Here is a 20528-nt window from a genome sequence, read left to right as displayed (position 1 = left end):
AGAGGGATGCGATCGCTGCGGGGAGTGTTTCTGGTCTTCGCCCTCAGGAACCTGCGGCGCCATCCGGTCAGGTCAGGGCTTGCGGCGCTCGGGATTGTCATCGGCGTGCTCGCAATCGCCTCGCTCGGCATCCTCGGATCGAACCTGATCATTCTCTTCTCCGGCCTCGTCGCCGATGTCTCGGACACGGTCGTCGTCAGTCCGCATCTTGCCGCCGCAAGCGGAGACCCCTTCGACCCGAGGTCTGCCCTCGCCGCCGGGATCTCGGAGCGGGACGCGGATCGAATTGCACGGGCTGCAGGGGCGAACCCCGCGATCCCCCTCATTCAAACGGCAGTGCTGATGAAAAAAGGGAGGGACGGTGGTTATGTGCCGATGATCGTCCTTGGCCGGAGCGATATGCCCCTCCTCCTCACCGTCACCGAGGGCGCGTTTCCCACCGGGAGCAGCGTCCTGGTCGGTGCCCTCCTTGCCGAAGAGTTCGATATCAGGGCCGGGGGGCGGATCGGTCTCGACGGGGAGGAGGTGCGGGTGGCCGGCGTACTTGAGGACCGGGGGATGGCGATCGATATCAATCCCGATTACGCCGTCGTCGTCACGCGGGACTGGTATACCGATCGCCGGGGAGAGGAGGACTATGACCGGGTGGTGATCAAGGTCGCCGTCCTCGACGAGATCCCGGCGGTGAAGGAGGCGGTGAAGGAGCAGATGAACCGACAAAAAGAGGTGGTGGACGTGCTGGACTCGCGGGAGATCCTTGAACTCTACTACCAGACCTACGACGCCATATCGGTCTTCCTCCTCGGCATCGGCCTTGTCGCCCTCCTTGTCGCAGGGGTTTCGATCCTGAACGTGATGATCATCTCGGTCACCCAGCGCACCCGCGAGATCGGGATCATGCGCTCTCTGGGGGCGTTGCGCAGCGAGATCCTCAGCATGTTCCTGTACGAGGCGCTGGTCCTTGGCCTTGCCGGGAGTCTGGTCGGCGGCCTCCTCTCCATCGGCGTCGGGTATGCGATCTCGGGATTGGTTGCCGAGACGATCTTCGCAGGCTTCGGCACCACGCCGGCAGGCATCGATCCTGCGGGGCTCAGGGCGATCCTGCTCGGGATCTCCTTCGGCATCGGGACCAGCGTTCTCTCAGGGATCTATCCGGCATGGAAGGCGGCGCATCTCGACCCGATCGATGCGCTGCGTTATGAATGACCCTTCCCTTCCGGACCCTCTTCGTTCCTGCTCTGTTGCAGTATATTTTTATTTTACGATATTGGTCGAAAATATCTATTTGATCCTGGAAAAAAGTCATTTTACCGGGGAGTAGAAACCAATATATAATAGTGATCGCATCATCCATCATCGTGTCAGAGAGTCCTGGGGGGGACGAATGGCAGAGAAGGGGACATCCGGACTATCGCTCCGGGCGCCGCGTTTCCACCGAAAAAATATCAAATTTTCGATGGAAGTTTTGAAGGCGTTTATCGAAGAGCGGGACAACAAATCTGAAAAAAATGATGATTATAGTGATAAAGGGGGGAAATACTCGGAACTATTAAAAGAAAATGTTTTTACTGGGAGTGATCATAACAGCTATGATGATCGAATCTGAGGGGTTTGAACGCCTGAAAGAGTACCTCGGTAAAAATCCCGACCTTGAGGAGGTCTGCACCGTCCTCAACTCTTCGGACCACGATATAAGGGAGATATTCAGGCGTCTTGAAAAAACACACGAGGCGGAGGCCGTCGAGATCTTAAAACGCCTCAAATCTGTTGAGATGAAGAAAAAAGACTGAGATTTCTTCGGGTCAGGCAATCAAAACCGGCCTATCCAAATATCTCTTTTGAGCGTTCGAGTGCGGCGACGGCCGGGAGTTTTTTCCCGGTCAGAAACTCGATGCATGCCCCGCCGCCGGTGGAGATGTGGGTGAACGCCGACTCAAGCCCCATCTTCTCGATCACTGCCGCCGTGTGCCCGCCCCCGACCACCGAGAACGGCACCTTCGAGGAGGTCCTGAGGATCTCGTGGGTGCCGACCGCAAAGGCGGCGTCCTCGAAGACGCCGGCAGGACCGTTCAGGACGACCGTGCCTGAGGACCTGATCACCTCGTTCACCGCGCCGAGCGCTCCGGTCCCGATATCCATCACCGGGGCGTCTGCGGGGATCCGGTCCAGGGAGTACTCGACCCGGCCGCCGGCCTCCCGCACCGCCACCTGGTCGGGCATGACGATCTTCTCTCCGAACCGCGAGAGGAGGGCCTTCGCCTTCTCGACCTCGCCCATGTATTTCAGCTGGGCGACCAGATCGGTCGAGGGCTTTCCGATCTCGTGGCCGGCCGCCATGAGGAAGACGTTCGCAACGACGCCGATGACGACCACCCGGTCGGCGACACCCTTCTCAAGGACGTTTTCGGCGACCGCCACCGAGTCGTCCACCTTCGTCCCGCCCAGGATAAAGGTGACCGGACGGGGTGCGCCGGTAAAGACCCGCGAGAGGGTGGCGACCTCCCGCTCCATCAACAGACCTGCGGCCGAGCGCATCAGCATCGGAAGGCCCACCACCGTCGGCTGCGAGCGGTGAGCGGTGCCGAAGGCGTCGTTGACGAAGACATCGGCCATCGACGAGAGCATCCGGCAGATGTGTGTTCCCTTCGCCGCATCAGGCGAGAGCGTCAGGTTTTCTTCGGCATTGAAGCGTACGTTCTCAAGCATCAGCACTTCGCCGGCACGCATGGATGAGACGGCGTCCCGTGCTGCACGCCCGAAGACGTCGTCGATATAGGTGACCTGACGGCCGAGGAGGTGCTCCAGTTTGTCGGCATGGGCCTGGAGCGTGGTGAAGTCCTTCTTTCCGGGCCGGCTCTGGTGGGCGAGGATGACGCACCGGGCATCCTCCAGCGCCCTGACCGTGGGGAGATGCTCCCGGAAGCGTTTGTCGTCCAGGATCTCGCCTGATGCGGGATCGATCGGAGAGTTGAAGTCGACGCGCAAAAGAACGGTCTTTCCGGAGATATCGAGATCAGTGAGTGTTCCAATCGTCATAGGACAACCTGCCGCCGTATAGGGTATATTTCCCTTAGACGGTTGTAGACATAAAATGATATTGTTTGTCATCCGGGGTGGGGAAATGACCGGATCACCGCAGGGCGGAGTGTCGGCGCCGTCCTGAACCATTGAGCATGGACGAACCTGCCACCCTCTTCATAGAGCGGCGCCTGTTGAAGGGGGCTCCTGCACGGTCACCGGGATCACCGCCCTCCCCCTGCCGAGACGCGCCGACGCCGGAAGACATGACTCCGTGATAGGGAAAGACGCTGCCTGGAGGGGCGTCGACCCGGACATCATCCTGATTTTATCCCTGAGAGTCTGGAAATCGCCTTTATTTGAAAACAGAGGAATAAGAAACGGGAGAAGAAGGCGGATCTACTCCGCACTCTTCGCCTTGATCCGCTTCAGACGGGAGAGCTCGTCGCGCTCCATCTCGTCGAGGCGCATCTTGATGAAGGCCGCGCCTTCCTTCAGTTCGGGGATCACCTTGAACTCAAGGGCGTTCACACGCCGCTTCGTCCGGTCAATCTCGTCGAGGAGACGCTTCATCTTCGTCTCGACCTCGGCGCTCTCGATGATCGCCTCGACCAGCTCCTCGTAGGCTTCGGCCGTCTCGTCGATGACCGCACGGGAGCCGAGCACACCGTATCCGCGCTCGGCCAGGCTCTTCCTCACCTTCGAGGCCTCGATCTCGGGCACGACGACGCCCATGATGTTCTTGGACTTCAGGGTGATCTCGGGCTTCTCCTTCACGGAAAAGGCCGCAGCCTTCACCCCGATCGTCCCCTCGACCGTGTTTGCAAGGGCGATCATCTCCTGGGCGTGCTGGAACTTGCGCAGCATCTCGCCCCGGGTGTCCTTCGCTTCCTTCAGCACCTTGAAGAACTCAAGGATCAGCCCGTCGCGCTTCATCTTGAGGATGTTGTAGCCCCGCTCGGAGAGCTTGATCTTGCGCTTGATGTTGATCAGCTCGGAACGGGTCGGCTTGACATCTCTAAGCGCCATCGACGGTTACACCCCTGCAGATTTTGCGCCCTTGCGGTAGAGCGGGTGGTACTTCTGGATCAGGTCGCGGTCGATACGCACGAGCTGCTCCACCGGCAGCGAGGCCAGCAGTTCCCAGCCCAGGTCGAGGGTGTCCTCGATCGTCCGGTTCTCGTCGATGCCCTGGGTGACAAACCTGCCCTCGAAGAGGTCGGCGAACTCCAGGAAACCGCGGTCACGCTCGGACAGGGCGTCCTTACCGACGATCGCCACGAGGCCGCGCAGGTCGTTGCCTTCTGCATAGCCCGCGTAGAGCTGGTCGGAGACCTTCTTGTGGTCTTCTCTGGTGTGGCCCTTGCCGATACCGAGGTTCATCAGACGGGACAGCGATGGCAGGACGTTGATCGGCGGGTAGATACCCTTCCGGTGCAGCTCACGGGAAACCACGATCTGACCCTCGGTGATGTACCCGGTCAGGTCGGGGATCGGGTGCGTGATATCGTCGCCCGGCATCGTCAGGATCGGGATCTGGGTCACAGAGCCCTTTTTGCCCTTGACGATACCCGCACGCTCGTAGATCGAGGCCAGGTCCGTGTACATGTAACCCGGGTAGCCGCGGCGGCCCGGCACTTCTTCACGGGCAGCACCGATCTGACGGAGCGCCTCACAGTAGTTGGTCATGTCCGTCAGGATGACGAGCACATGGTAGCCGAGTTCGTACGCAAGGTACTCGGCGGTCGTGAGGGCAAGACGCGGGGTGATGATCCGCTCTACGGCCGGGTCGTCTGCAAGGTTCAGGAAGACGACCGCGCTCTCGAGGGCGCCGGTGCGTTCGAAGTCGGCCATGAAATGGTTGGCCTCTTCCTTCGTGATACCCATCGCGGCGAAGACCACGGCGAACGCTTCGGTCGAGCCCGGCACCTTTGCCTGACGGGCGATCTGCAGGGCGACATCGTTGTGCGGCAGACCGGCTGCCGAGAAGATCGGGAGCTTCTGACCGCGCACAAGGGTGTTCGTCCCGTCGATCGTGGAGATACCGGTCTGGATGAAGTCGGCCGGCGACGCACGGGCGTACGGGTTGATCGCAGCGCCCATGATGTCGAGCCGCTTTTCCGGGACGATCTCCGGGCCGCCGTCGATCGGCTTACCGCCGCCCGAGAGGATACGGCCGAGCATCTCCTTCGAGAGCGGCATCTTGATCGTCTCGCCCAGGAATCTTACCCCGGAGTCACGGCCGATACCGGCCGTCGTCTCGAAACACTGGACGACAACGAGGTCGTCAGAGGTGTCGAGCACCTGGCCGCGCTTGATCGAGCCGTCGGCGAGGGCGATGTTCACGAGCTCGTTGTAGCCGACCGGCTCGGTCTTCTCGACGAAGACGAGCGGGCCTGCAATCTGCTTGATCGTTCGATATTCCTTCATGCTGCACCCGCCTTCAGTCCGGCAAACTCGTTCTTCATCTGCGCGAGGACCTTCTCGAGTTCAGGCTTGTAGTCCTTCGTGAACTTGATCTGCGGCAGGTCGTTCTTCGCCTTGATTGCCAGGATCTGGGCCGGCATCACGCCGGCGGTGTGGGCCGTGGCGGCCAGGTCGGCGTAGAGACGGATCGCCTTCATGATGTCGAACTGCTTCTCGAGGGAACAGTAGGTGTCGACGGGGTCGAAGGCGTTCTGCTGCAGGAACACTTCACGGAGCATCCTGGCAACCTCGATGGTGATCTGCTCCTCCTCAGGGAGGGCGTCGGAACCGACGAGCTGCACGATCTCCTGAAGCTCGGACTCCTTCTGGAGGACTGCCATCGCCCAGTTGCGGAGGGGGTTCCACTCAGGGGAGATGTTCTTGTCGTACCAGGGGTTGAGCACGTTGAGATACAGGGAGTACGAGTTTAACCAGTTGATCGCCGGGAAGTGCCGGCGCTGCGAGAGCTTCGCGTCCAGTGCCCAGAAGACCTTCACGATACGGAGGGTGTTCTGGGTGACCGGTTCGGAAAAGTCGCCGCCCGGCGGAGAAACGGCGCCGATGACGGTGACCGAGCCCTTCTCGTTGCTGAGGGTGGTCACACGCCCCGCGCGCTCGTAGAACTCTGAGAGACGGGCGGAGAGATATGCAGGATACCCTTCCTCACCGGGCATCTCCTCAAGACGGGAGGAGATCTCACGCATCGCCTCTGCCCACCGCGAGGTGGAGTCGGCCATCAGCGAGACATCGTAGCCCTGGTCGCGGAAGTACTCCGCGATCGTGATCCCGGTATAAACTGAGGCTTCACGTGCTGCCACCGGCATGTTCGAGGTGTTCGCAATGAGCACCGTCCGCTCCATGAGCGGCCTGCCGGTCTTGGGGTCCTCGAGTTCGGGGAACTCGGTCAGCACTTCGGTCATCTCGTTGCCGCGCTCGCCGCAGCCGATATAGACGACGATCTGTGCGTCAGACCACTTCGCAAGCGCCTGCTGGGTGACCGTCTTGCCCGAGCCGAACGGCCCCGGGATTGCCGCGGTGCCGCCCTTTGCGATCGGGAAGAGCCCGTCGAGAATGCGCTGGCCGGTGACCAGCGGAATGTCCGGGTTCATCTTCTCGGTCACCGGGCGCGGCACGCGGACCGGCCACTTCTGCATCATGGTGAGCGTCGTTCCGTCTTCGAGGGTACAGACGACCTCTTCGACGGTGAAGGAACCGCCCTTGATCTCCTTGACCACGCCGCCCTTCATATTGGGCGGGACCATGATCTTGTGGAGGATCGACGAGGTTTCCTGCACCGTTCCGAGGATGCTGCCGGGCACGACCTTGTCGCCCGCCTTCACGACCGGGACAAAGTCCCACTTCGTGGCGCGGTCGAGGCCGGGTGCGGTCACACCACGCTCGATGAAACTGCCCATCTTCTCCATGAGCACCTCGAGCGGGCGCTGAATCCCATCGTAGATGCTCTTCAGCAGCCCGGGACCGAGCTCGACCGCGAGCGACATGCCCGTGTTCTCCACAGGTTCGCCCGGTCTGATGCCATCGGTGGCCTCATAGACCTGAATGATGATGTTCTCGCCCGTGATCTTGATGACCTCGCCCATCAGTTTCTCGTTGCCCACCTTGACCACATCGTACATGTGGGCGTTGAAACCGACGGCCGTCACCACCGGGCCTGAAATTCTCTTGAGCACCCCTGTCGAAGTGCCTGTTTTCGATTCTCCTTTTACTTCCACAGATCAACACCGACCGATCTCTTTATTCTCTCCCGCATGGAGAGTCCTCCTTCTTCTTCGCCGACTGCGATCACCGTCGGTTTTACGGATTCCTCGAGCTGGTTCCGCAGCCTTAGAGGGAGCCTGTTCATATCGCTGCTGCTCAGCACCAGAATCCCGACCGAACTGTCCTTGAGGACGTTTATAACGGTGTTTTTCAGTGCCTCGTCGTCTCCGACAGCGATCGTCTTCTGAATGCCTGCAAGCCGGAACCCGATGACGAACTCAGCCTGGCCAACAACTGCAATCTCGACCATTTACATCACCAGGTATCCCTGAATGCGTTCGTTTGGCAGGCCGTACTCCTTACCGCGCGCGATCGCACGGAGGTTTGTCACCTCGTACTTCTTCATCTCGAGATATGCCAGGATCGGGAAGACCGAGAAGACGTAGAGCTTGGACAGCCTCTCCATCTGCTTCAGCTGGTACTTCGTCACCAGCACCTCGACCTCATGAACCGGGCGTTTCTGGCCGAGTTCATCGAAGAGTGCGTTCAGCTCGGGGTCACGTGTCTTTTTCCTGGCAGCATCGATGAACTCGTTGAGGTCCTCGATGGCACTCATCCTCTGGAGTTCGTCGACCGTGAATGCTTTTCCGCCTGGAATGAGCAGTTCCCTGACCTCCTCGCCGGCGTTCTGCGCACGGAACCGGAAGAGGTTGATGAGGTTCTTCAGGTCGATCTCCATCTGGATGTAGCCGAGGAACTCGTAGCCTCCCTTGATCCCTTCTTTCGCTTCGGCGATCATCCGGGCATAGAGTTTCTTGTAGAGTTCGTTCTCGAGGTTTGCGAACGAACCGGTCTCCAGCGCCTCGGTGATCCCTGCAGCGAGAACGGCTCCGAACGGGCGGTCTTTGAGCGAATCGACGATCCGCTCGGGGGAGTCCTCGTTCAGGAGATGGTCGAGCGTGGCTCTGTCGAGTTCACCTGCAGGGATGAGCACCTCCTTGATCTTTCCGGGCTTCATGCCCTGCACCTTCCCGCGCAGGATGGTGAGGACGTTCTGGATGTCCCAGTGGCGCAGGTAAATCTGCACGAACCGCATCAGTCCGGACGGGGTGATCTTCAGGATCTCCTGATATTCCTTTGCGAGGTTCCACGAAAGGGCAACCTCGATGAGGTTGATCCCGGAGAAGGACGAGGAAAGCTCGTCGATCTCCCGTTTATACTCGGTCTCCCCGATCAGGCGGGTGATCTCGGGCAGGCTCATGTTGAGCATCCGCAGGTACTCCTCCCGCGGGATCAACTTTGCTTTGCGCACACGCATGCGCGTTGAGACGTAAATATATGGGGCAGGGCCCCCTACGTCAGCCATCTGCCGGCCTCCTCAGGGAAACAGGATATCTGACGCATCCTTAAGCCCTGACTCCCATACCGTCTCCAGGAACGTACGGTAGCTATAATCGATCTTCATCCTGCCATCGGCGCTCTCAATGACGACTCCGCCCTCAACTGATATGGGCTCGCCGATCGAGAACGCTGCCAGCTCCTTGCTCTCGGCAAGGATCTTCTTTACGGTGGGGATATCACGGGCGTTGCAATATACCACGCCACCCCCGACGGCTGCAGCCGCCTCCGGAAGGAGAGCGCGAAGGGCCATCTCATGGAAGGTGGCAGGCATACCGGCGATCCTGGTGACGACGGTGTCGTGGACCCGTCCGAGCGTGTCCTTCTCAGCATTGAGCATCTCGCGTTTGACCGAAAGGTTGGCGGCCGAGACCTCCTGGTTGATGATCCGCTGGACGTCCCGCTCCACCTCCTCGCTGGCCTGCTGCTTGATCCCTGCTGCACGCTCCTGCGCCTCCGTAAGGATGCGCGTCACCTCTGCCCGGGTCTCCGCCTGAACGGCGGCGACCTCTCTTTTGCCCTTTTCCTTGATATCTCCAACGACAGCTTCCAGTCCCATCGTCTACTCCGTGCTTAGAAGAGCGCCAGCAGAGCGACCACAAGACCAAAGATGACGATTGTTTCTGGAATAACGGTGAAGAGCAGTGCAAGACCGAACATGTCCTTGTTCTCTGCGGTCGCACCCACTGCAGCGGCGCCGATACCCATTTCGGCAATACCGCTGCCGATACCGGTAAGACCGACAGCCAGACCTGCGCCAACTGCCTTAAGTCCGAACTGCGATGCCTGAACCATTTCAAGAGTCATTTCTGCAACTACTGGATCTGCCATAATTTAATCCTCCGTAAATTTCCTGATCATTCCAAATGGATTGTACTTCTTTCCTCCACCATTGTAAAACTTGGTGAAGAACTCAACATAGTGTAACCTGATTGAGTGCAGGCCGCCGCCCAGGATGCCCAGTGCCGTGTTCAGCACATGGCCGATCACCAGGACGACAAGGCCCAGCAGGACGATGAACACCCCGACCGCAGAGAGCGATTCTAACTGCGGGCCGATGATCAAGTCCAGGGCGATGAAGTTTGTGACCATCGCGATGGCGACTGACGAAAGGCCGACGGCGACAAGACGGGTGTACGAGAGTACGTGACTGATAATCGTCGGGATCTCGACCAGTTCAAGCGGAGATTCCATGCCGATAAAGACGATGCCGATCAGCCCGAGGACGACGCCGACAATACTGGCCGCGTTCAGGCCCATTGCCACCGGAGCAAATCCGGTCAGGTCGATCATCAGGGGGATGGCGAACATCGACCAGATCACGATGACAATGCCCCACATTGTGGAGAGCCAGCCGAGCTGGGCAAGGATCTCCTTGGTGGCGTGGTGGCTTTTGTGCATGGCACGGCTGATGTTTCTGACGTGAATCAGGCGCCCGAGCGTGATGTGCAGCAGGCCGATCCAGACCGAGACGATCAGCAGTTCGGCCACCATCGGGTGGTGGACGGCATGCCCGCCGATGTTTAAGTGTCTGGTGTAGATGATCGACTCCCACGGGAGTCCCATGCCGAAGAATTCGCTGAACAATACGCCGAAGATGATGCTCATGATGCTTGCATTGCGCAGCACGTCGAGGAGCCGGTTCCCCGCCTCGCCCGAGAGGAATTTTCTCAGGGCAAACGAGGCCACAAGCAGCACGAGACCGTAGCCGACATCGCCCAGAATCAACCCGAAGAAGATCGGGAATACGATCGAGACGAGCAGCGTCGGGTCAAATTCATCGTAGCGCGGACGCGAGTAAATGTCCATAAAGAGCTCGGTCGGGCGCGAGAAGTTCGGGTTTTTGTATTCAACCGGAACCTCCTTCGGGTCGTCGCCGATATCGAGCCTGGTGACATAGACCTTGCCGGCGGTCGCATGGGTGAGCGCTGCGATGATCGCCTCGACCCGCTCCGTCGGGACCCAGCCTTCTGCCACAAAAGCGTCCTCCGTCGTTGCAAACCGGAGCGGGGCCTCGGCCTGCTCCACAACGGCCGTGAAATACTCGTCGTAAGCAACAAGGAGTTCGCTGTATTCAGACTTCTTTTCTTCAAGGTTCCGTTCGATTTTTGCGATCTTCTCGTTGATCTGGGCAATTTTGCCCCGGGTATCATAGATCAGATCGTTCACCGGTCCGCTCCCTTCGGGGATGGGGGCCGCCTGGAACCGTGCTTCAAGCAGGGCGCTGTTCGCAGCCTCTGCATCGCTTGCAGGGACAAAGACCACAAGGAAGTTCTGTCTGCCCTTTCCACCCGGCACATAGTGCTTCTCATGGGGGGCAGGGATCTCGACGTCGGACCCGACATAGCCTGCAAAAACGGTGATGCCCTCATAGCCGTGGTAAAGGTCCATGTCGAGGGGGACGGCGGCAAAGGGTTCGAGAGCGGTTGCCCTGGCTTCGAGCGCCTTCGCCTGCGCCTCTAATTTTGACCGTTGTGCAGTGCTTTCCTCGACGTCTCTGACGAGTACGGCGAGCTTCTGGTCGATTCCGGCCCGGAGTTCAGGGGACGAATGCGACCTTGCGGTGGTGACGGTGTCAGGGGAGATCCCGAACATCGACTCCATCGAACGGATCTTGATCAGCTCTGTGGACGCTTCGCTTGCGCCCGCAAGAGGCATGCCGATCCTGAACCCTTCGTAGGCCTCGTCTTCCTTCTCGACAAAATCTTCGATGTGAAAAGCGTTCTGGTGATACAGCTCACGGACAATCGTATCCATCTGGTCCTTGGACCCTGCAACCAGGATACGGCTCATCCGTTCAGGCTGAAACATGCAGCTGCTCCTTGAAACGCGAGACGAGCAGATCGACTGCCCTGTCAAGATTTGCAAGGCTGTCAGCTCTGAGTTTTGTCGCCCGCACTTCGCCGTCCTTCAGGATATTGGCGCGCTTTTTGGCGGCCTCGGACGCGGCGTCTGCGAGTCGCTGCTTTTTGTGGGCCTCTGCATCGGCGGTGGCCTTCTCAACGATGTGTTCGGCCTCCACCCTGGCATCCGCAATCTTCTGCTTCTGTTCAGACTTTGCGGTGCTGACCATTGACATGTACTCTTCTTCTGCCTGCTTGATGCTTTTTAAAACCTCACTCTTCATCCAACCCTCCTCTCACGGCTTACAATATTTGATGAAAATTACCTTTATATTTGTTGTTATTCTGCGGCGAGCGCCCGGTCAACACATATATACGAGATCGTGAACCCCGCAGGAAGGCCCTCGACCGTGACAGCGTCCACGCCGCCTCGCAGGACGATGCCGGCAAGTTCAGCTGAAGAACAGAGGAGGTGCTGGTCAGGGTGCGTGCCCCTGACGATCCCGCAGGAGAGGGTGATCGACGGGGCGGTCGAGATGACCATCGGCACCCATGTCGATCCCGGATGGCCTTTCGGGAGGGCGAAGACCGGGAAGTGATGGTCCCGGACGAGAAGAAGGAGCATTGTCGCCGCCCGCAGAGACCCGCCCTCCGGGGCTGAGACACAGACGAGATCGCCCGGACGGACCGGCTCGAAGTAGACGTCATCGACAGCGTTCACCGGAAGGGCGAACCGTTCGCGCACGACACCGCCGAGAAGAAAAGAGGAGGAACCCTGTATCAGGAAGAGATCGCCGGCACCGGGCTCCAGGATCATATCTGTTCGACGTCCTCGGATTGACAGGAGGGGCAGATCGGGTGCCGGCTCAGGGACGAGAACGTATAGCCGCACTCACCGCACCGGTAGCGTTTTCCTTCTCCTTCCTTCACTTTCTCGTTGATCTCAACATCGGGGCCACCGCCAGTGGAGCACATACGAGGAACTACGGCAACGATGGAATATAAGCATTTGGTTCTGGAGCCGGGATATTCCGGCCTGAAAAAAGAGAGGAATCGGTTACACCAGCAGGTTGAACGCCGCCAGTCCGATGAAGAGCATGATTGCGGCGTGCTTCACCCCGGCCCGCACCGAGCCTTCACCCATCTTCCCTGCGACAAGGCCGGAGAAAAAGGCCTGTATCAGGCAGATATGATAGAGGAGCCTCTTGATCGAGAGGAGCGACCCACTCCCGATATCGCCGAAGGTTCCACCGATCTGGCTTGCCTGGGCGCCGACATCCTCGAGCAGCGGGAGGAACTGGGCCGAGATGACCACGACGACGAAGATGAAGACGAAGAAGGCGATGTAGATGACCGCAAGATAGAGGAGCATCGCCGCGTTTCTCTCCTGCCTGAGCACCTGGGACATCTGGGCATCTTTTGAGGCGATTGTCAGGATCTCGGAGATGTTGCCGCTCATCCTGGTGGCGGTCGTGATCAGGGTGACCGAGCGGGAGACCACCGGGGTGCGCACCCTGTGCTCGAAACGGACGAGGGCGTCCTGGACATTTGCCCCCCATGCGATGTCCTTGCTGATTCGCTTTATCTCGTAGGAAAGAACGCCGAGGTTTGTCCGCACCAGGATCTCTATCGCCTGTGCAAGGGTGAGGCCGACCTGGTTGATGCCGGCCATCCTGGCCAGAAACTCGGGGACCGCTCCCTCCATCCCCTTGATCTCGCGCCGCCAGACCTCGAAGAAGACAGCGTAGCAGATCATGACCAGAAGGGCCGCAATGACGACATGGTCGTCGACGGCAGAGACGGCAGCCTCGAAGGGGAGAGAGGGAGGGAGGTTCAGGAAGATTGCCAGCAGGTAGAGGAGTGCCGCCGGCACCGTGATGAGGAAGGTCCGCCGCGCGTCCACGACGAAGCCGCGCAACGGTGCTCTGATGAACGCCCTGATCCCCCGGATGCGGTCGTAATGGGCGAGCTGCTTGAACAGGGTTTCCTCTCCGTCGACATCGACCACCCTGACCTCTCCGAAGGCTTCGAGCACCTTCATCTTCGTGTAGCGCTCGGCGCCCTCTTCCTTCACCGAGATCAGGTCGATGAAAAGGATCATGATCAGGGAGCCGATCGGGAGCAGGGCATAGGCGACGACCGAGAGCTGGGTGATCGCCGATCCGCCGAGCAGCCCCATCACTACCATCACGATCACGAGGAAGAGCGGGCCGGCGACAAAAGCGGTGACATAGGCCTCTCCGACAAACTCCAGGGTGCTGATGAACTGTTTCTGCTCAAAGCGCGCCTCTTCCTGGTATATCCGGACGCGGGTCGAGAGAAACGCCGAAAGGTTTCCCCCGCTCTCGATGACCGAGAGGAGGTCTTCAAGGAACTCTTTGAGTTTTTTTGATGGGGTCGTCTCGGAGAGGTGACGGATCGCCGATACCACGTCCATGCCGAAATAATCGGCGTCGCGCACCACCTGCCGAAACTCGATGGCGCTCTCGCCGTAAATTCCGGCGTTTTCCGAGAGAGACCGGAAGATATCGATGATTTCGGCGCCCCCCCTCCGCATTGCATAGATGTATGAGACGGTGTTGTGGAGGGAGAGGTTGATCTTCGTCTCCCGGTTTCCCCGTTCCAGCGCCGGGTACCTGAGGGCAAGGGCGTAGGACGCCGCCCCGGCAATGGCTGCAGCCGCCATAAAGGCAAAGATCCGGATCAGATACCAGGACGACGAGCCTTTTTCGAGAAGAGGCATCGGCAGGTGGAGGATGTTGACGATCTGAATGCTGCCTGCCGGCAGGTGTACAAAGCCCGAGATGAAATAGACGAGGAGGCCGAAGAACATGCCTGCCAGGAGGGCAAACTGGACTGAGCGGCCCACATATCCCTCGACCGTCATGCCGAGCCGCGCCGAGATCAGGTCCTGCCTGAGGTTGTTGTATTTTACCGGGTCCCGGCGTACGACCGCCTCGACAAAACGTCTGAAGAGACCGGGCCTGCTCTCGTCGCTCATGAAAACAGCCTTGAAAGGGTGTCGATGCTCTCCATCACGGTGTTCCGGTTGATCGCATAGAGGTGGAAGATATGAGAGACCTTCCGATAATCGGTGATCTTCTGCTCCTGCATCGCCCTGAGGATGTGGATCCGCTCGTTGATCTCCTCTTCAAGCCTCGCCTGGGTCCAGCCCCGCATCTCCATGATCCTGCCGTAGACGAGCGACCTGCCCGAGTAGCGCATCACGTCGTGGATGGCGTCGTAGGTGAAGACGGTGTTCACCCGGAGGTTCCCGCTGCCCGGGTCGATGCCGGCGATCTCCACGACCTCCTGGCAGCGCCTGACCCGCTCGGTGCCGCGGTAAATGAGCGCCTGCACGCTGACGACGTCCAGGGCCTGCACCATGTTCCTCGGGACGTTGAGGGGTTCGTTCTCCAGGCGGTGGATGGCGGCGTCGACACCGCCTGCATGCATCGTGGAGAAGGTGGTGTGCCCGGTGTTCATCGCCTGGAAGAGCGTCTGGGCCTCGGCGCCGCGCACCTCGCCGACCAGAATGAACTCGGGCCGCTGCCGCATCGCCGCCTTCAGGAGATCGAACATCGAAATCGAGGTCGACGCCTCCCCTGCAATCGTGTCCCGCGTCACCGAGGCGATCCAGTTCTCGTGGAAGAGGGTGATCTCGCGGGTGTCCTCGATGGAGACGACCTTTGCCAGGGGCGGGATAAACAGCGAGACGGCGTTGAGCGAGGAGGTCTTGCCCGAGGCCGTGCCGCCGATAAAGAGCAGGCTCTTGTTGTTCTCGATCGACATCCAGAAATAGGCCAGTTCCTCGGGGGAGAAGGTGCCCAGGTCGAGGAGTTCGACCGGGGTGAAGGGTTCGGCCCGGAACTTCCTGATCGTAAACGAGGTGCCGCGCGTCGAGACCTCCTTGCCGAAGGTGAGCTGGAGCCTTGAACCGTCCGGAAGAGTGGCGTCCACCACCGGCGTTCCGATCGAGACGTGTTTCCCCGAACGCTGGGCAAGGGAGATGCCGAGAGAGTTCAACTCGACCTCGGAGAAGGAGAGGTTTGTCCTGATGTTCTTGAACCGCCGGTGGTACAGGAAGAGGGGAATGTTGGTGCCGTCGCAGGAGATATCCTCGATATCGGGGTCTTTCATCAGCCCCTCCAGGCGGGACCAGCCGATGAAATTTCTCAAAATGTAATACTCGATCTTCCTGCGGGAGATGGGATCGATCTGGACCCCGTATTCCCTTATCAGACCGTTCATCCGCTCGATGAGCACCCGTTTGCGCTCACGGATCATCTCGTCGTCCGAGAGGATCAGCGTGTCGCGCAGGTCTTCGTGGAGGCGTTCCAGGAGTTCGTACTCAAACGGGGAGAGGGCGGGCTCCATCAGGTGATACTCGTTCTGGCCGATATGCCGGTTGAGGAGGATACAGACAAGCGATCGCCCTTTATCCACCCAGTAACTCTCAACGAGATCAAAAGCCTCAGGGATCGCCGCCTCAACCAGGGCCGGCTCGGTTTCCGGGTCGTAATCGGTGAAGATCTCTGATTGGTCCGGGTGTTTCCAGGGAAACGGCAGATTCATGTGCGAACTCCAGATTATGAAGGATTGAACGGATCCAGTATTTATCTTTATTTTTATTGAACAAAGAATCTACAACCATTTTATAGAAGTGTGTCGATTAGTTTCAGGGAGAAGATGAGGGACAGAGCAGATCTGAGGGTTCCAACCGGGATCGCCTCCCTTGACCCGGTGCTGGACGGCGGCGTCCCGCCGGGGTCGATGATACTCCTTCTCGGGGATATCGGGGCAGGGAACAGCGACTTCATCAGGTCATCAGCAATATTCCTATCAAAGGAGAAAAAAGAGCGAGGCGATGAAGCAGCTCCTGCCGGCGAGATCCTGTACATCACGGTCACCCGCATACGGGACGATATCCTCAGGGAGGCGGTGAGTTCGGTGAGCCCGGATCTCTACGCCGCCATGGAGGAGGGGGTCAGGTTCAGCGATCTTTCCGAACGTTATTTTGACGCCAGCGTCGTTCCGGTCGATTGGTATGGGGGGAGCAACATCCTCACCCGGATGCAAAGCCGCTCCTCACGGGAAAACATCCTCGGAGAACTCTCGACGATCCTCTCGGATGCGGCGCCGGGCAGCGTCATTTATCTCGATTCGCTCACCGACCTTGCCGCACAGGCCGACACGCCGCAGGAGTGGAAAGCGTTCACCGGTTTTCTTCGCGGCCTGCAGCGGGTGACAAAACGGTGGGGGTCGGTGATCTACCTACCCCTGACGCGCGGTGTCCTTCCAACAGCGAAGGAGATCGAGATCCAGGACATCGCCGACGCCGTCACCCTCTTTCAGTGGGAGGAGACGCAGGCGATGCGGCGGCAGAGGACGATGTACTTCAGGAAGTTCAGGGGGGTGATGCCCCACCTCGAGGAGCAGGATCTGGTGAAGTTCGGCGTGCGCATCACCGCCGGGGGCGGGTTTGAGGTATCCAATATCAGGGTGGTCATATGAACGGGGACGACGAACAGAGAGTGCAGTTCGGGATCGAGGGGCTCGACTCCATGCTGAGCGGCGGGATTTTTGAAGGGTCCATCTGCTCAATCGTGGGGACCTACGGCACCGGCAAGACGACGTTTGCCCTCCAGTTCATTTATGAAGGGTTAAAACAGGGTGAGAAGGCGATCTTCATCTCGCTCGACGAACGGACCGAGATGATCCACCGGGATATCCTGCGGAGGGGATGGGACCTCGACACCTATCTGGACAAGTCCCTGTTTGTAATAAAACTCGATCCGACCGATTTCACCGTCGCCGTCAACCAGATCAAGGACGAACTGCCGCAGCTGATCCGGAGCGTCGGGGCAAGAAGGGTGGTGATCGATCCGATCTCGCTCTTCGAAGGCATTTTCACCGACGAATCGACCCGGCGGCAGGAACTCTTCAGGTTCATCGAGAGGATGCGGGACGAGGACTGCACGCTCATCCTCACCTCGGAGACCCTCCAGAACAACCCGTATGCGAGCAAGTACTCCCTCATCGAGTACATGGTCGACACCGTCATCCTTCTCCGCTATATCCGCCCCTCAGACCTCTCAGAGGTCCACCCGGCGGTCGAGGTGGTGAAGATGCGGGGATCGAACCACTCGCGCGAGATCAAGCCCTACGAGATCCTCAAAGACCGGGTGCAGGTCTATTCAGAGGCGAACGTCTTTTGAAAAAAGTCAGATGGTGATCCCGGCAAGGTTGAGCAGGACGAGCAGCACCACGCCGATAACACCGCCGAGGGCGCAGATGAGGACGGTCGCCCAGTTTATCGGGATCTCGGTCCCGCCGATCATGCCGGTCACCTGGAAGTAGTTGATCAGGAAGAGGAGGATCAGCCCGACCACGGCGTTGATGATCAGGGTCGTCGCCTGCTTGAAAAAATAATACAGAACCCCGACAGCCACGATCACGAGTGCGATGGCGATAATGGTCTCTATCATCCTATTTACCAATGATATGCTGCTTATTTAATCTTACCGCCGGAAGCACGGCGCCGCCGACGAGGCGTTCCTCTTTTCCGATGGCGGCGACCGCACCGAGGAGTTCGAAGACGTTGCCGGCCAGCATGGCGCTCCGCACCGGAAGGGTGAACGCCCCGTCTTCGACCCATGAAGGGTTGGAGAGTTCGACCGAGAAGTCGCCGGTGAGGGGGTTGGCCGTGTGCGCCCCGACGATGTCGTGGACATAGACGGCAGGCTCGTCGTCGACGGTGTCCCGCGCCCCGTCGATGACCAGGGTGTGGACGCCGATCGCAGGAGCGCCGCCGGGCCCGCTGCGGACCGCTGATCCGGTGCTCTCCTGTCCGTAGCGGTAGGCGGTGCGCAGGTCGTAGGCATAGCCCTGCAAAACGCCGTTCTCGAAGAAGACGATCCGTCTTGCAGGCACGCCTTCGGCGTCGAAACGGGTGCTGGAAAGGCCGCACCGGGAGGGATCGTCATAGATCGAGAGGTTTTCGCCGATGCACTCCTCACCTACCTTCCCGGCAAGCCAGGACCGGCCTGCATGCACGTTCCTGCCCGAGAGGGCGGGTTCGAGGACGTGGCCGAGGAACTGGGAGAGGGCGACCGGCGAGAGGACGAGGTCGTAGTCCCCGGTCTCGATCTCATCGCCGTCAACGCCGTGCTCGGCAAAAAATGCCGCCTGTTCGCCGGTGTGGCAGGGATCGATCCCGACAAAGGGAGAGACGTCGAACTCGAAACCGGTGGACTGCTCGTTGATGCATTCCAGGGAACACCCGGCGCTGGTGCGCTCCTGTTCGTAGACGACGCCCGAAGAGTTGGCGATCGTCACCTTCGACCGGGAGAGCGAGGCCGAACCACCGGTCACGTCTGCGTCGTGGACTTCAGCCCCGCGGAGCATCTCTTCGAGGGTGGATCTCGTCCAGTCAGGGTCGAGGCTGAGCGAGGGGTCGAAGATCGGCGGGGCGTCCGGCAGGGATGCAGGGGCAGGGAGTCCTCCCCACTCCTGCGGGTGGGCGAGGCGTGCACTGGCGATCGCCGCCTCCAGGCAGGCCCGCCAGTCTTTCGGGCTGCCGGTGCTGGAGACGCCGATGCGCCCGCTCTCGATGACGCGGATGCCGATGCCGAACCCTTTTGCACCCCCGGCATTCTCGATGAGGGTGCGTTTCAGCTCTGCAGAGACCGATTCCGCCTCTGAGACATAGACCTCGATCTCGTCCACCATCTCTCCGCCGGTGCGGAGGATCTCTTCAATCAGTTCCACTGCCACCCACCACCGCATCTTCGAGGAGAATATGGGGAGACCCGTCGCTCACCGGGACGCTCTGCCCGCCTTTGCCGCAATACCCCTGGTGCATCGCCCGGTCGTTGCCGACCAGAGCGATCGCATGGAGCGTGCCCAGGATCTCGCCTGAGAGGGAGACGTCCCGCACCATCGCCCCGAGGGCACCGTCCTCGATGATATACCCGTACTCGGCGTTGAACTGGAAGACGCCGCGGCCGGGATCGACCTGCCCTCCGCGTGAGCCCTTCAGCAGGATGCCGCTCCGGCACTCGGCGATGATCTCGTCGTAGGCGGCGTCACCTTCCTCGATGAAGGTGTTGCTCATCCGCACGAGCGGGGGATCGCCGGCACTGGCGCGGGCATGGCCGGCGCGGCCGTTTCCCACCGCCGCCAGCGTCTGGCGCGAGTGCATGTAGGCGTTCACCCGTCCGTTTCTGATCAGTTCGGTCCGGCCGACTGAGACGCCCTCGGCGTCCACCGGTTCGAACCCGAACTCAGGGAGGGTGGGATCGTCGACGATCGTGATGGTCGGGCTGCCGATCACCTCGCCGGTCCTGCCGGCGAGGACGGAGTTGCCTTCTCTGACGAGGTCGCCCTCGCTCGCATGGCCGATCGCCTCGTGAGCAAAGACACCCGCGAGTTCAGGGTCGAGCACCGCCCGCATCCGTCCCCCTTTCGCCGCCCTCGCATCGAGGAGGGCGACGGCGGTATTTGCCGCTTTCACGCCCATCTCTTCGCGGTGGCGGAGGTTGAGGCCGCGGATGGTGTGCAGGCTCTCGCGTCCCATCTGCATCTCTCCCTTCCTGGCCGCAACGGCCATCACCGAGAATCCGCATCTGGGAATCTCGTAGGAGAACTCCACACCCGACGAGTCGAGGAACCTGACCTCTTCGATCGTCTCGCTATACCTGGCCCGCGTGTTCACGATGCCGGGGATGCGGGCGGTCCCCTCGATCCCGGCCAGAAGGTGCGTTTTCTCTTCGAGCGAGACATCGCGGGGGTCCTCGCCCACCGCCGGCACCGGCAGGATCTGGCGCGGAGCGTCGGCGAGGTCCACCGGGTCCTCGGTGATCCGGGCAAGGTCGAGCGCCTCCCTGATCAGCGCCTCAACCGGACCGTCGGGATCGAGGTTTTCGAGGGTGAGGATTCCCCACCCCTTCTCCCCGAGCACCCTGACGACCGCATGGTCGAAAAAACTGGTGCCCGCCGACTCGACCACACCGTTGTCGATGTCGATATGGGTCGAGGAGCCGCGGACGTGGCGAATATCGTAATAGCGGAGATTATGCATGG

At 60.1% G+C, this 20528-nt stretch carries 22 protein-coding genes; 5 read left to right on the top strand and 17 right to left on the bottom strand.

The window, feature by feature from the left end; all coding sequences use genetic code 11:
* Window positions 1-6: 6 nt before the first annotated feature.
* From METLI_RS10280 to METLI_RS10275, 3 genes are all read left to right on the top strand, one after another.
* Entirely contained in the window at window positions 7-1206 is a 1200-nt protein-coding gene (locus METLI_RS10280; RefSeq protein WP_004040148.1) for an ABC transporter permease, read from the top strand.
* A 178-nt stretch (window positions 1207-1384) separates the two neighbouring features.
* Entirely contained in the window at window positions 1385-1606 is a 222-nt protein-coding gene (locus METLI_RS13230; protein WP_157203267.1) for a hypothetical protein, read from the top strand.
* On the top strand, window positions 1593-1790 hold the full coding sequence (locus METLI_RS10275) for a hypothetical protein (RefSeq protein ID WP_157203266.1): 198 nt from the start codon (window positions 1593-1595) through the stop codon (window positions 1788-1790). The genes METLI_RS13230 and METLI_RS10275 overlap by 14 nt, the downstream gene beginning before the upstream one ends.
* Before the next feature lie 31 nt (window positions 1791-1821).
* On the opposite strand, the gene METLI_RS10270 is transcribed toward METLI_RS10275, so the two are convergent.
* The 14 genes from METLI_RS10270 to METLI_RS10210 all read right to left on the bottom strand — a co-directional run bounded on the left by METLI_RS10270 (window position 1822) and on the right by METLI_RS10210 (window position 16019).
* Entirely contained in the window at window positions 1822-3036 is a 1215-nt protein-coding gene (locus METLI_RS10270; RefSeq protein ID WP_004040146.1) for a phosphoglycerate kinase, read from the bottom strand.
* Between the two features lie 381 nt (window positions 3037-3417).
* Window positions 3418-4047 carry a V-type ATP synthase subunit D gene (locus METLI_RS10265; protein WP_004040145.1) on the bottom strand — a complete coding sequence of 210 codons (630 nt, stop codon included), beginning with the start codon at window positions 4045-4047 and terminating at the stop codon, window positions 3418-3420.
* A gap of 6 nt (window positions 4048-4053) precedes the next feature.
* Window positions 4054-5448, bottom strand: coding sequence for a V-type ATP synthase subunit B (locus METLI_RS10260; RefSeq protein WP_004040144.1), 1395 nt, complete (start codon window positions 5446-5448; stop codon window positions 4054-4056).
* Entirely contained in the window at window positions 5445-7217 is a 1773-nt protein-coding gene (locus tag METLI_RS10255) for an ATP synthase subunit A (protein ID WP_048103812.1), read from the bottom strand. Before METLI_RS10255 ends, METLI_RS10260 begins: the two co-directional genes overlap by 4 nt.
* Complete coding sequence (locus METLI_RS10250) at window positions 7208-7513, bottom strand: V-type ATP synthase subunit F (RefSeq protein WP_004040142.1); 306 nt, start codon at window positions 7511-7513, stop codon at window positions 7208-7210. The genes METLI_RS10255 and METLI_RS10250 overlap by 10 nt, the downstream gene beginning before the upstream one ends.
* Window positions 7514-8569 (bottom strand): V-type ATP synthase subunit C, encoded by a 1056-nt coding sequence (locus METLI_RS10245; RefSeq protein WP_004040141.1) that lies wholly within the window; start codon window positions 8567-8569, stop codon window positions 7514-7516.
* A gap of 12 nt (window positions 8570-8581) precedes the next feature.
* Entirely contained in the window at window positions 8582-9160 is a 579-nt protein-coding gene (locus METLI_RS10240; protein WP_004040140.1) for a V-type ATP synthase subunit E family protein, read from the bottom strand.
* Window positions 9161-9174: 14 nt separating this feature from the next.
* Window positions 9175-9432, bottom strand: a complete 258-nt coding sequence (locus METLI_RS10235; RefSeq protein ID WP_004040139.1) for a H+transporting two-sector ATPase C subunit — start codon at window positions 9430-9432, stop codon at window positions 9175-9177.
* Window positions 9433-9435: 3 nt separating this feature from the next.
* Window positions 9436-11412 (bottom strand): V-type ATP synthase subunit I, encoded by a 1977-nt coding sequence (locus METLI_RS10230; protein ID WP_004040138.1) that lies wholly within the window; start codon window positions 11410-11412, stop codon window positions 9436-9438.
* Window positions 11399-11728 (bottom strand): hypothetical protein, encoded by a 330-nt coding sequence (locus METLI_RS10225; RefSeq protein WP_004040137.1) that lies wholly within the window; start codon window positions 11726-11728, stop codon window positions 11399-11401. Before METLI_RS10225 ends, METLI_RS10230 begins: the two co-directional genes overlap by 14 nt.
* 56 nt (window positions 11729-11784) lie before the next feature.
* Window positions 11785-12261 (bottom strand): hypothetical protein, encoded by a 477-nt coding sequence (locus METLI_RS10220; RefSeq protein WP_004040136.1) that lies wholly within the window; start codon window positions 12259-12261, stop codon window positions 11785-11787.
* Complete coding sequence (locus METLI_RS13375; protein WP_004040124.1) at window positions 12258-12419, bottom strand: hypothetical protein; 162 nt, start codon at window positions 12417-12419, stop codon at window positions 12258-12260. The genes METLI_RS10220 and METLI_RS13375 overlap by 4 nt, the downstream gene beginning before the upstream one ends.
* 82 nt (window positions 12420-12501) lie before the next feature.
* Entirely contained in the window at window positions 12502-14445 is a 1944-nt protein-coding gene (locus METLI_RS10215) for a type II secretion system F family protein (RefSeq protein ID WP_004040123.1), read from the bottom strand.
* On the bottom strand, window positions 14442-16019 hold the full coding sequence (locus METLI_RS10210) for a type II/IV secretion system ATPase subunit (RefSeq protein WP_004040122.1): 1578 nt from the start codon (window positions 16017-16019) through the stop codon (window positions 14442-14444). The genes METLI_RS10215 and METLI_RS10210 overlap by 4 nt, the downstream gene beginning before the upstream one ends.
* A gap of 114 nt (window positions 16020-16133) precedes the next feature.
* On the opposite strand from METLI_RS10210, the gene METLI_RS10205 reads away from it, so the two are divergent.
* Together METLI_RS10205 and METLI_RS10200 are read left to right on the top strand one after the other, a co-directional pair.
* On the top strand, window positions 16134-16958 hold the full coding sequence (locus METLI_RS10205; RefSeq protein WP_004040121.1) for an RAD55 family ATPase: 825 nt from the start codon (window positions 16134-16136) through the stop codon (window positions 16956-16958).
* On the top strand, window positions 16955-17662 hold the full coding sequence (locus METLI_RS10200; protein WP_004040120.1) for a KaiC domain-containing protein: 708 nt from the start codon (window positions 16955-16957) through the stop codon (window positions 17660-17662). The genes METLI_RS10205 and METLI_RS10200 overlap by 4 nt, the downstream gene beginning before the upstream one ends.
* Window positions 17663-17668: 6 nt before the next feature.
* Here the strand turns inward: METLI_RS10200 and METLI_RS10195 are convergent, their stop codons facing one another.
* From METLI_RS10195 to METLI_RS10185, 3 genes are read right to left on the bottom strand one after another with little or no spacing between them, the layout of a single operon-like run.
* Window positions 17669-17932: a pro-sigmaK processing inhibitor BofA family protein gene (locus METLI_RS10195; protein ID WP_004040119.1), complete on the bottom strand. Its 264-nt coding sequence runs from the start codon at window positions 17930-17932 to the stop codon at window positions 17669-17671.
* Between the two features lies 1 nt (window position 17933).
* Window positions 17934-19214, bottom strand: coding sequence for a TldD/PmbA family protein (locus METLI_RS10190; protein ID WP_342632898.1), 1281 nt, complete (start codon window positions 19212-19214; stop codon window positions 17934-17936).
* A complete protein-coding gene (locus METLI_RS10185; protein ID WP_004040117.1) occupies window positions 19201-20526 on the bottom strand; it encodes a TldD/PmbA family protein in 1326 nt (441 codons plus the stop codon). The genes METLI_RS10190 and METLI_RS10185 overlap by 14 nt, the downstream gene beginning before the upstream one ends.
* Window positions 20527-20528: the final 2 nt, after the last annotated feature.

The organism is Methanofollis liminatans DSM 4140 (assembly GCF_000275865.1).
Lineage (GTDB): Archaea > Halobacteriota > Methanomicrobia > Methanomicrobiales > Methanofollaceae > Methanofollis > Methanofollis liminatans.
This window is presented reverse-complemented; position numbering and strand designations above follow the sequence as displayed.

What these genes read in the sequence shown, in the direction of transcription:
- METLI_RS10205 (WP_004040121.1), top strand. Translation starts at nt 16,134, where the DNA reads ATGAGGGACAGAGCAGATCTGAGGGTTCCAACCGGGATCGCCTCCCTT.
- METLI_RS10260 (WP_004040144.1), bottom strand. Translation starts at nt 5,448, where the DNA reads ATGAAGGAATATCGAACGATCAAGCAGATTGCAGGCCCGCTCGTCTTC.
- METLI_RS10210 (WP_004040122.1), bottom strand. Translation starts at nt 16,019, where the DNA reads ATGAATCTGCCGTTTCCCTGGAAACACCCGGACCAATCAGAGATCTTC.
- METLI_RS10225 (WP_004040137.1), bottom strand. Translation starts at nt 11,728, where the DNA reads ATGAAGAGTGAGGTTTTAAAAAGCATCAAGCAGGCAGAAGAAGAGTAC.
- METLI_RS10230 (WP_004040138.1), bottom strand. Translation starts at nt 11,412, where the DNA reads ATGTTTCAGCCTGAACGGATGAGCCGTATCCTGGTTGCAGGGTCCAAG.
- METLI_RS10220 (WP_004040136.1), bottom strand. Translation starts at nt 12,261, where the DNA reads ATGATCCTGGAGCCCGGTGCCGGCGATCTCTTCCTGATACAGGGTTCC.
- METLI_RS10265 (WP_004040145.1), bottom strand. Translation starts at nt 4,047, where the DNA reads ATGGCGCTTAGAGATGTCAAGCCGACCCGTTCCGAGCTGATCAACATC.
- METLI_RS10240 (WP_004040140.1), bottom strand. Translation starts at nt 9,160, where the DNA reads ATGGGACTGGAAGCTGTCGTTGGAGATATCAAGGAAAAGGGCAAAAGA.
- METLI_RS10185 (WP_004040117.1), bottom strand. Translation starts at nt 20,526, where the DNA reads ATGCATAATCTCCGCTATTACGATATTCGCCACGTCCGCGGCTCCTCG.
- METLI_RS10275 (WP_157203266.1), top strand. Translation starts at nt 1,593, where the DNA reads ATGATCGAATCTGAGGGGTTTGAACGCCTGAAAGAGTACCTCGGTAAA.
- METLI_RS13375 (WP_004040124.1), bottom strand. Translation starts at nt 12,419, where the DNA reads ATGTGCTCCACTGGCGGTGGCCCCGATGTTGAGATCAACGAGAAAGTG.
- METLI_RS13230 (WP_157203267.1), top strand. Translation starts at nt 1,385, where the DNA reads ATGGCAGAGAAGGGGACATCCGGACTATCGCTCCGGGCGCCGCGTTTC.
- METLI_RS10250 (WP_004040142.1), bottom strand. Translation starts at nt 7,513, where the DNA reads ATGGTCGAGATTGCAGTTGTTGGCCAGGCTGAGTTCGTCATCGGGTTC.
- METLI_RS10195 (WP_004040119.1), bottom strand. Translation starts at nt 17,932, where the DNA reads ATGATAGAGACCATTATCGCCATCGCACTCGTGATCGTGGCTGTCGGG.
- METLI_RS10270 (WP_004040146.1), bottom strand. Translation starts at nt 3,036, where the DNA reads ATGACGATTGGAACACTCACTGATCTCGATATCTCCGGAAAGACCGTT.
- METLI_RS10200 (WP_004040120.1), top strand. Translation starts at nt 16,955, where the DNA reads ATGAACGGGGACGACGAACAGAGAGTGCAGTTCGGGATCGAGGGGCTC.
- METLI_RS10235 (WP_004040139.1), bottom strand. Translation starts at nt 9,432, where the DNA reads ATGGCAGATCCAGTAGTTGCAGAAATGACTCTTGAAATGGTTCAGGCA.
- METLI_RS10280 (WP_004040148.1), top strand. Translation starts at nt 7, where the DNA reads ATGCGATCGCTGCGGGGAGTGTTTCTGGTCTTCGCCCTCAGGAACCTG.
- METLI_RS10215 (WP_004040123.1), bottom strand. Translation starts at nt 14,445, where the DNA reads ATGAGCGACGAGAGCAGGCCCGGTCTCTTCAGACGTTTTGTCGAGGCG.
- METLI_RS10245 (WP_004040141.1), bottom strand. Translation starts at nt 8,569, where the DNA reads ATGGCTGACGTAGGGGGCCCTGCCCCATATATTTACGTCTCAACGCGC.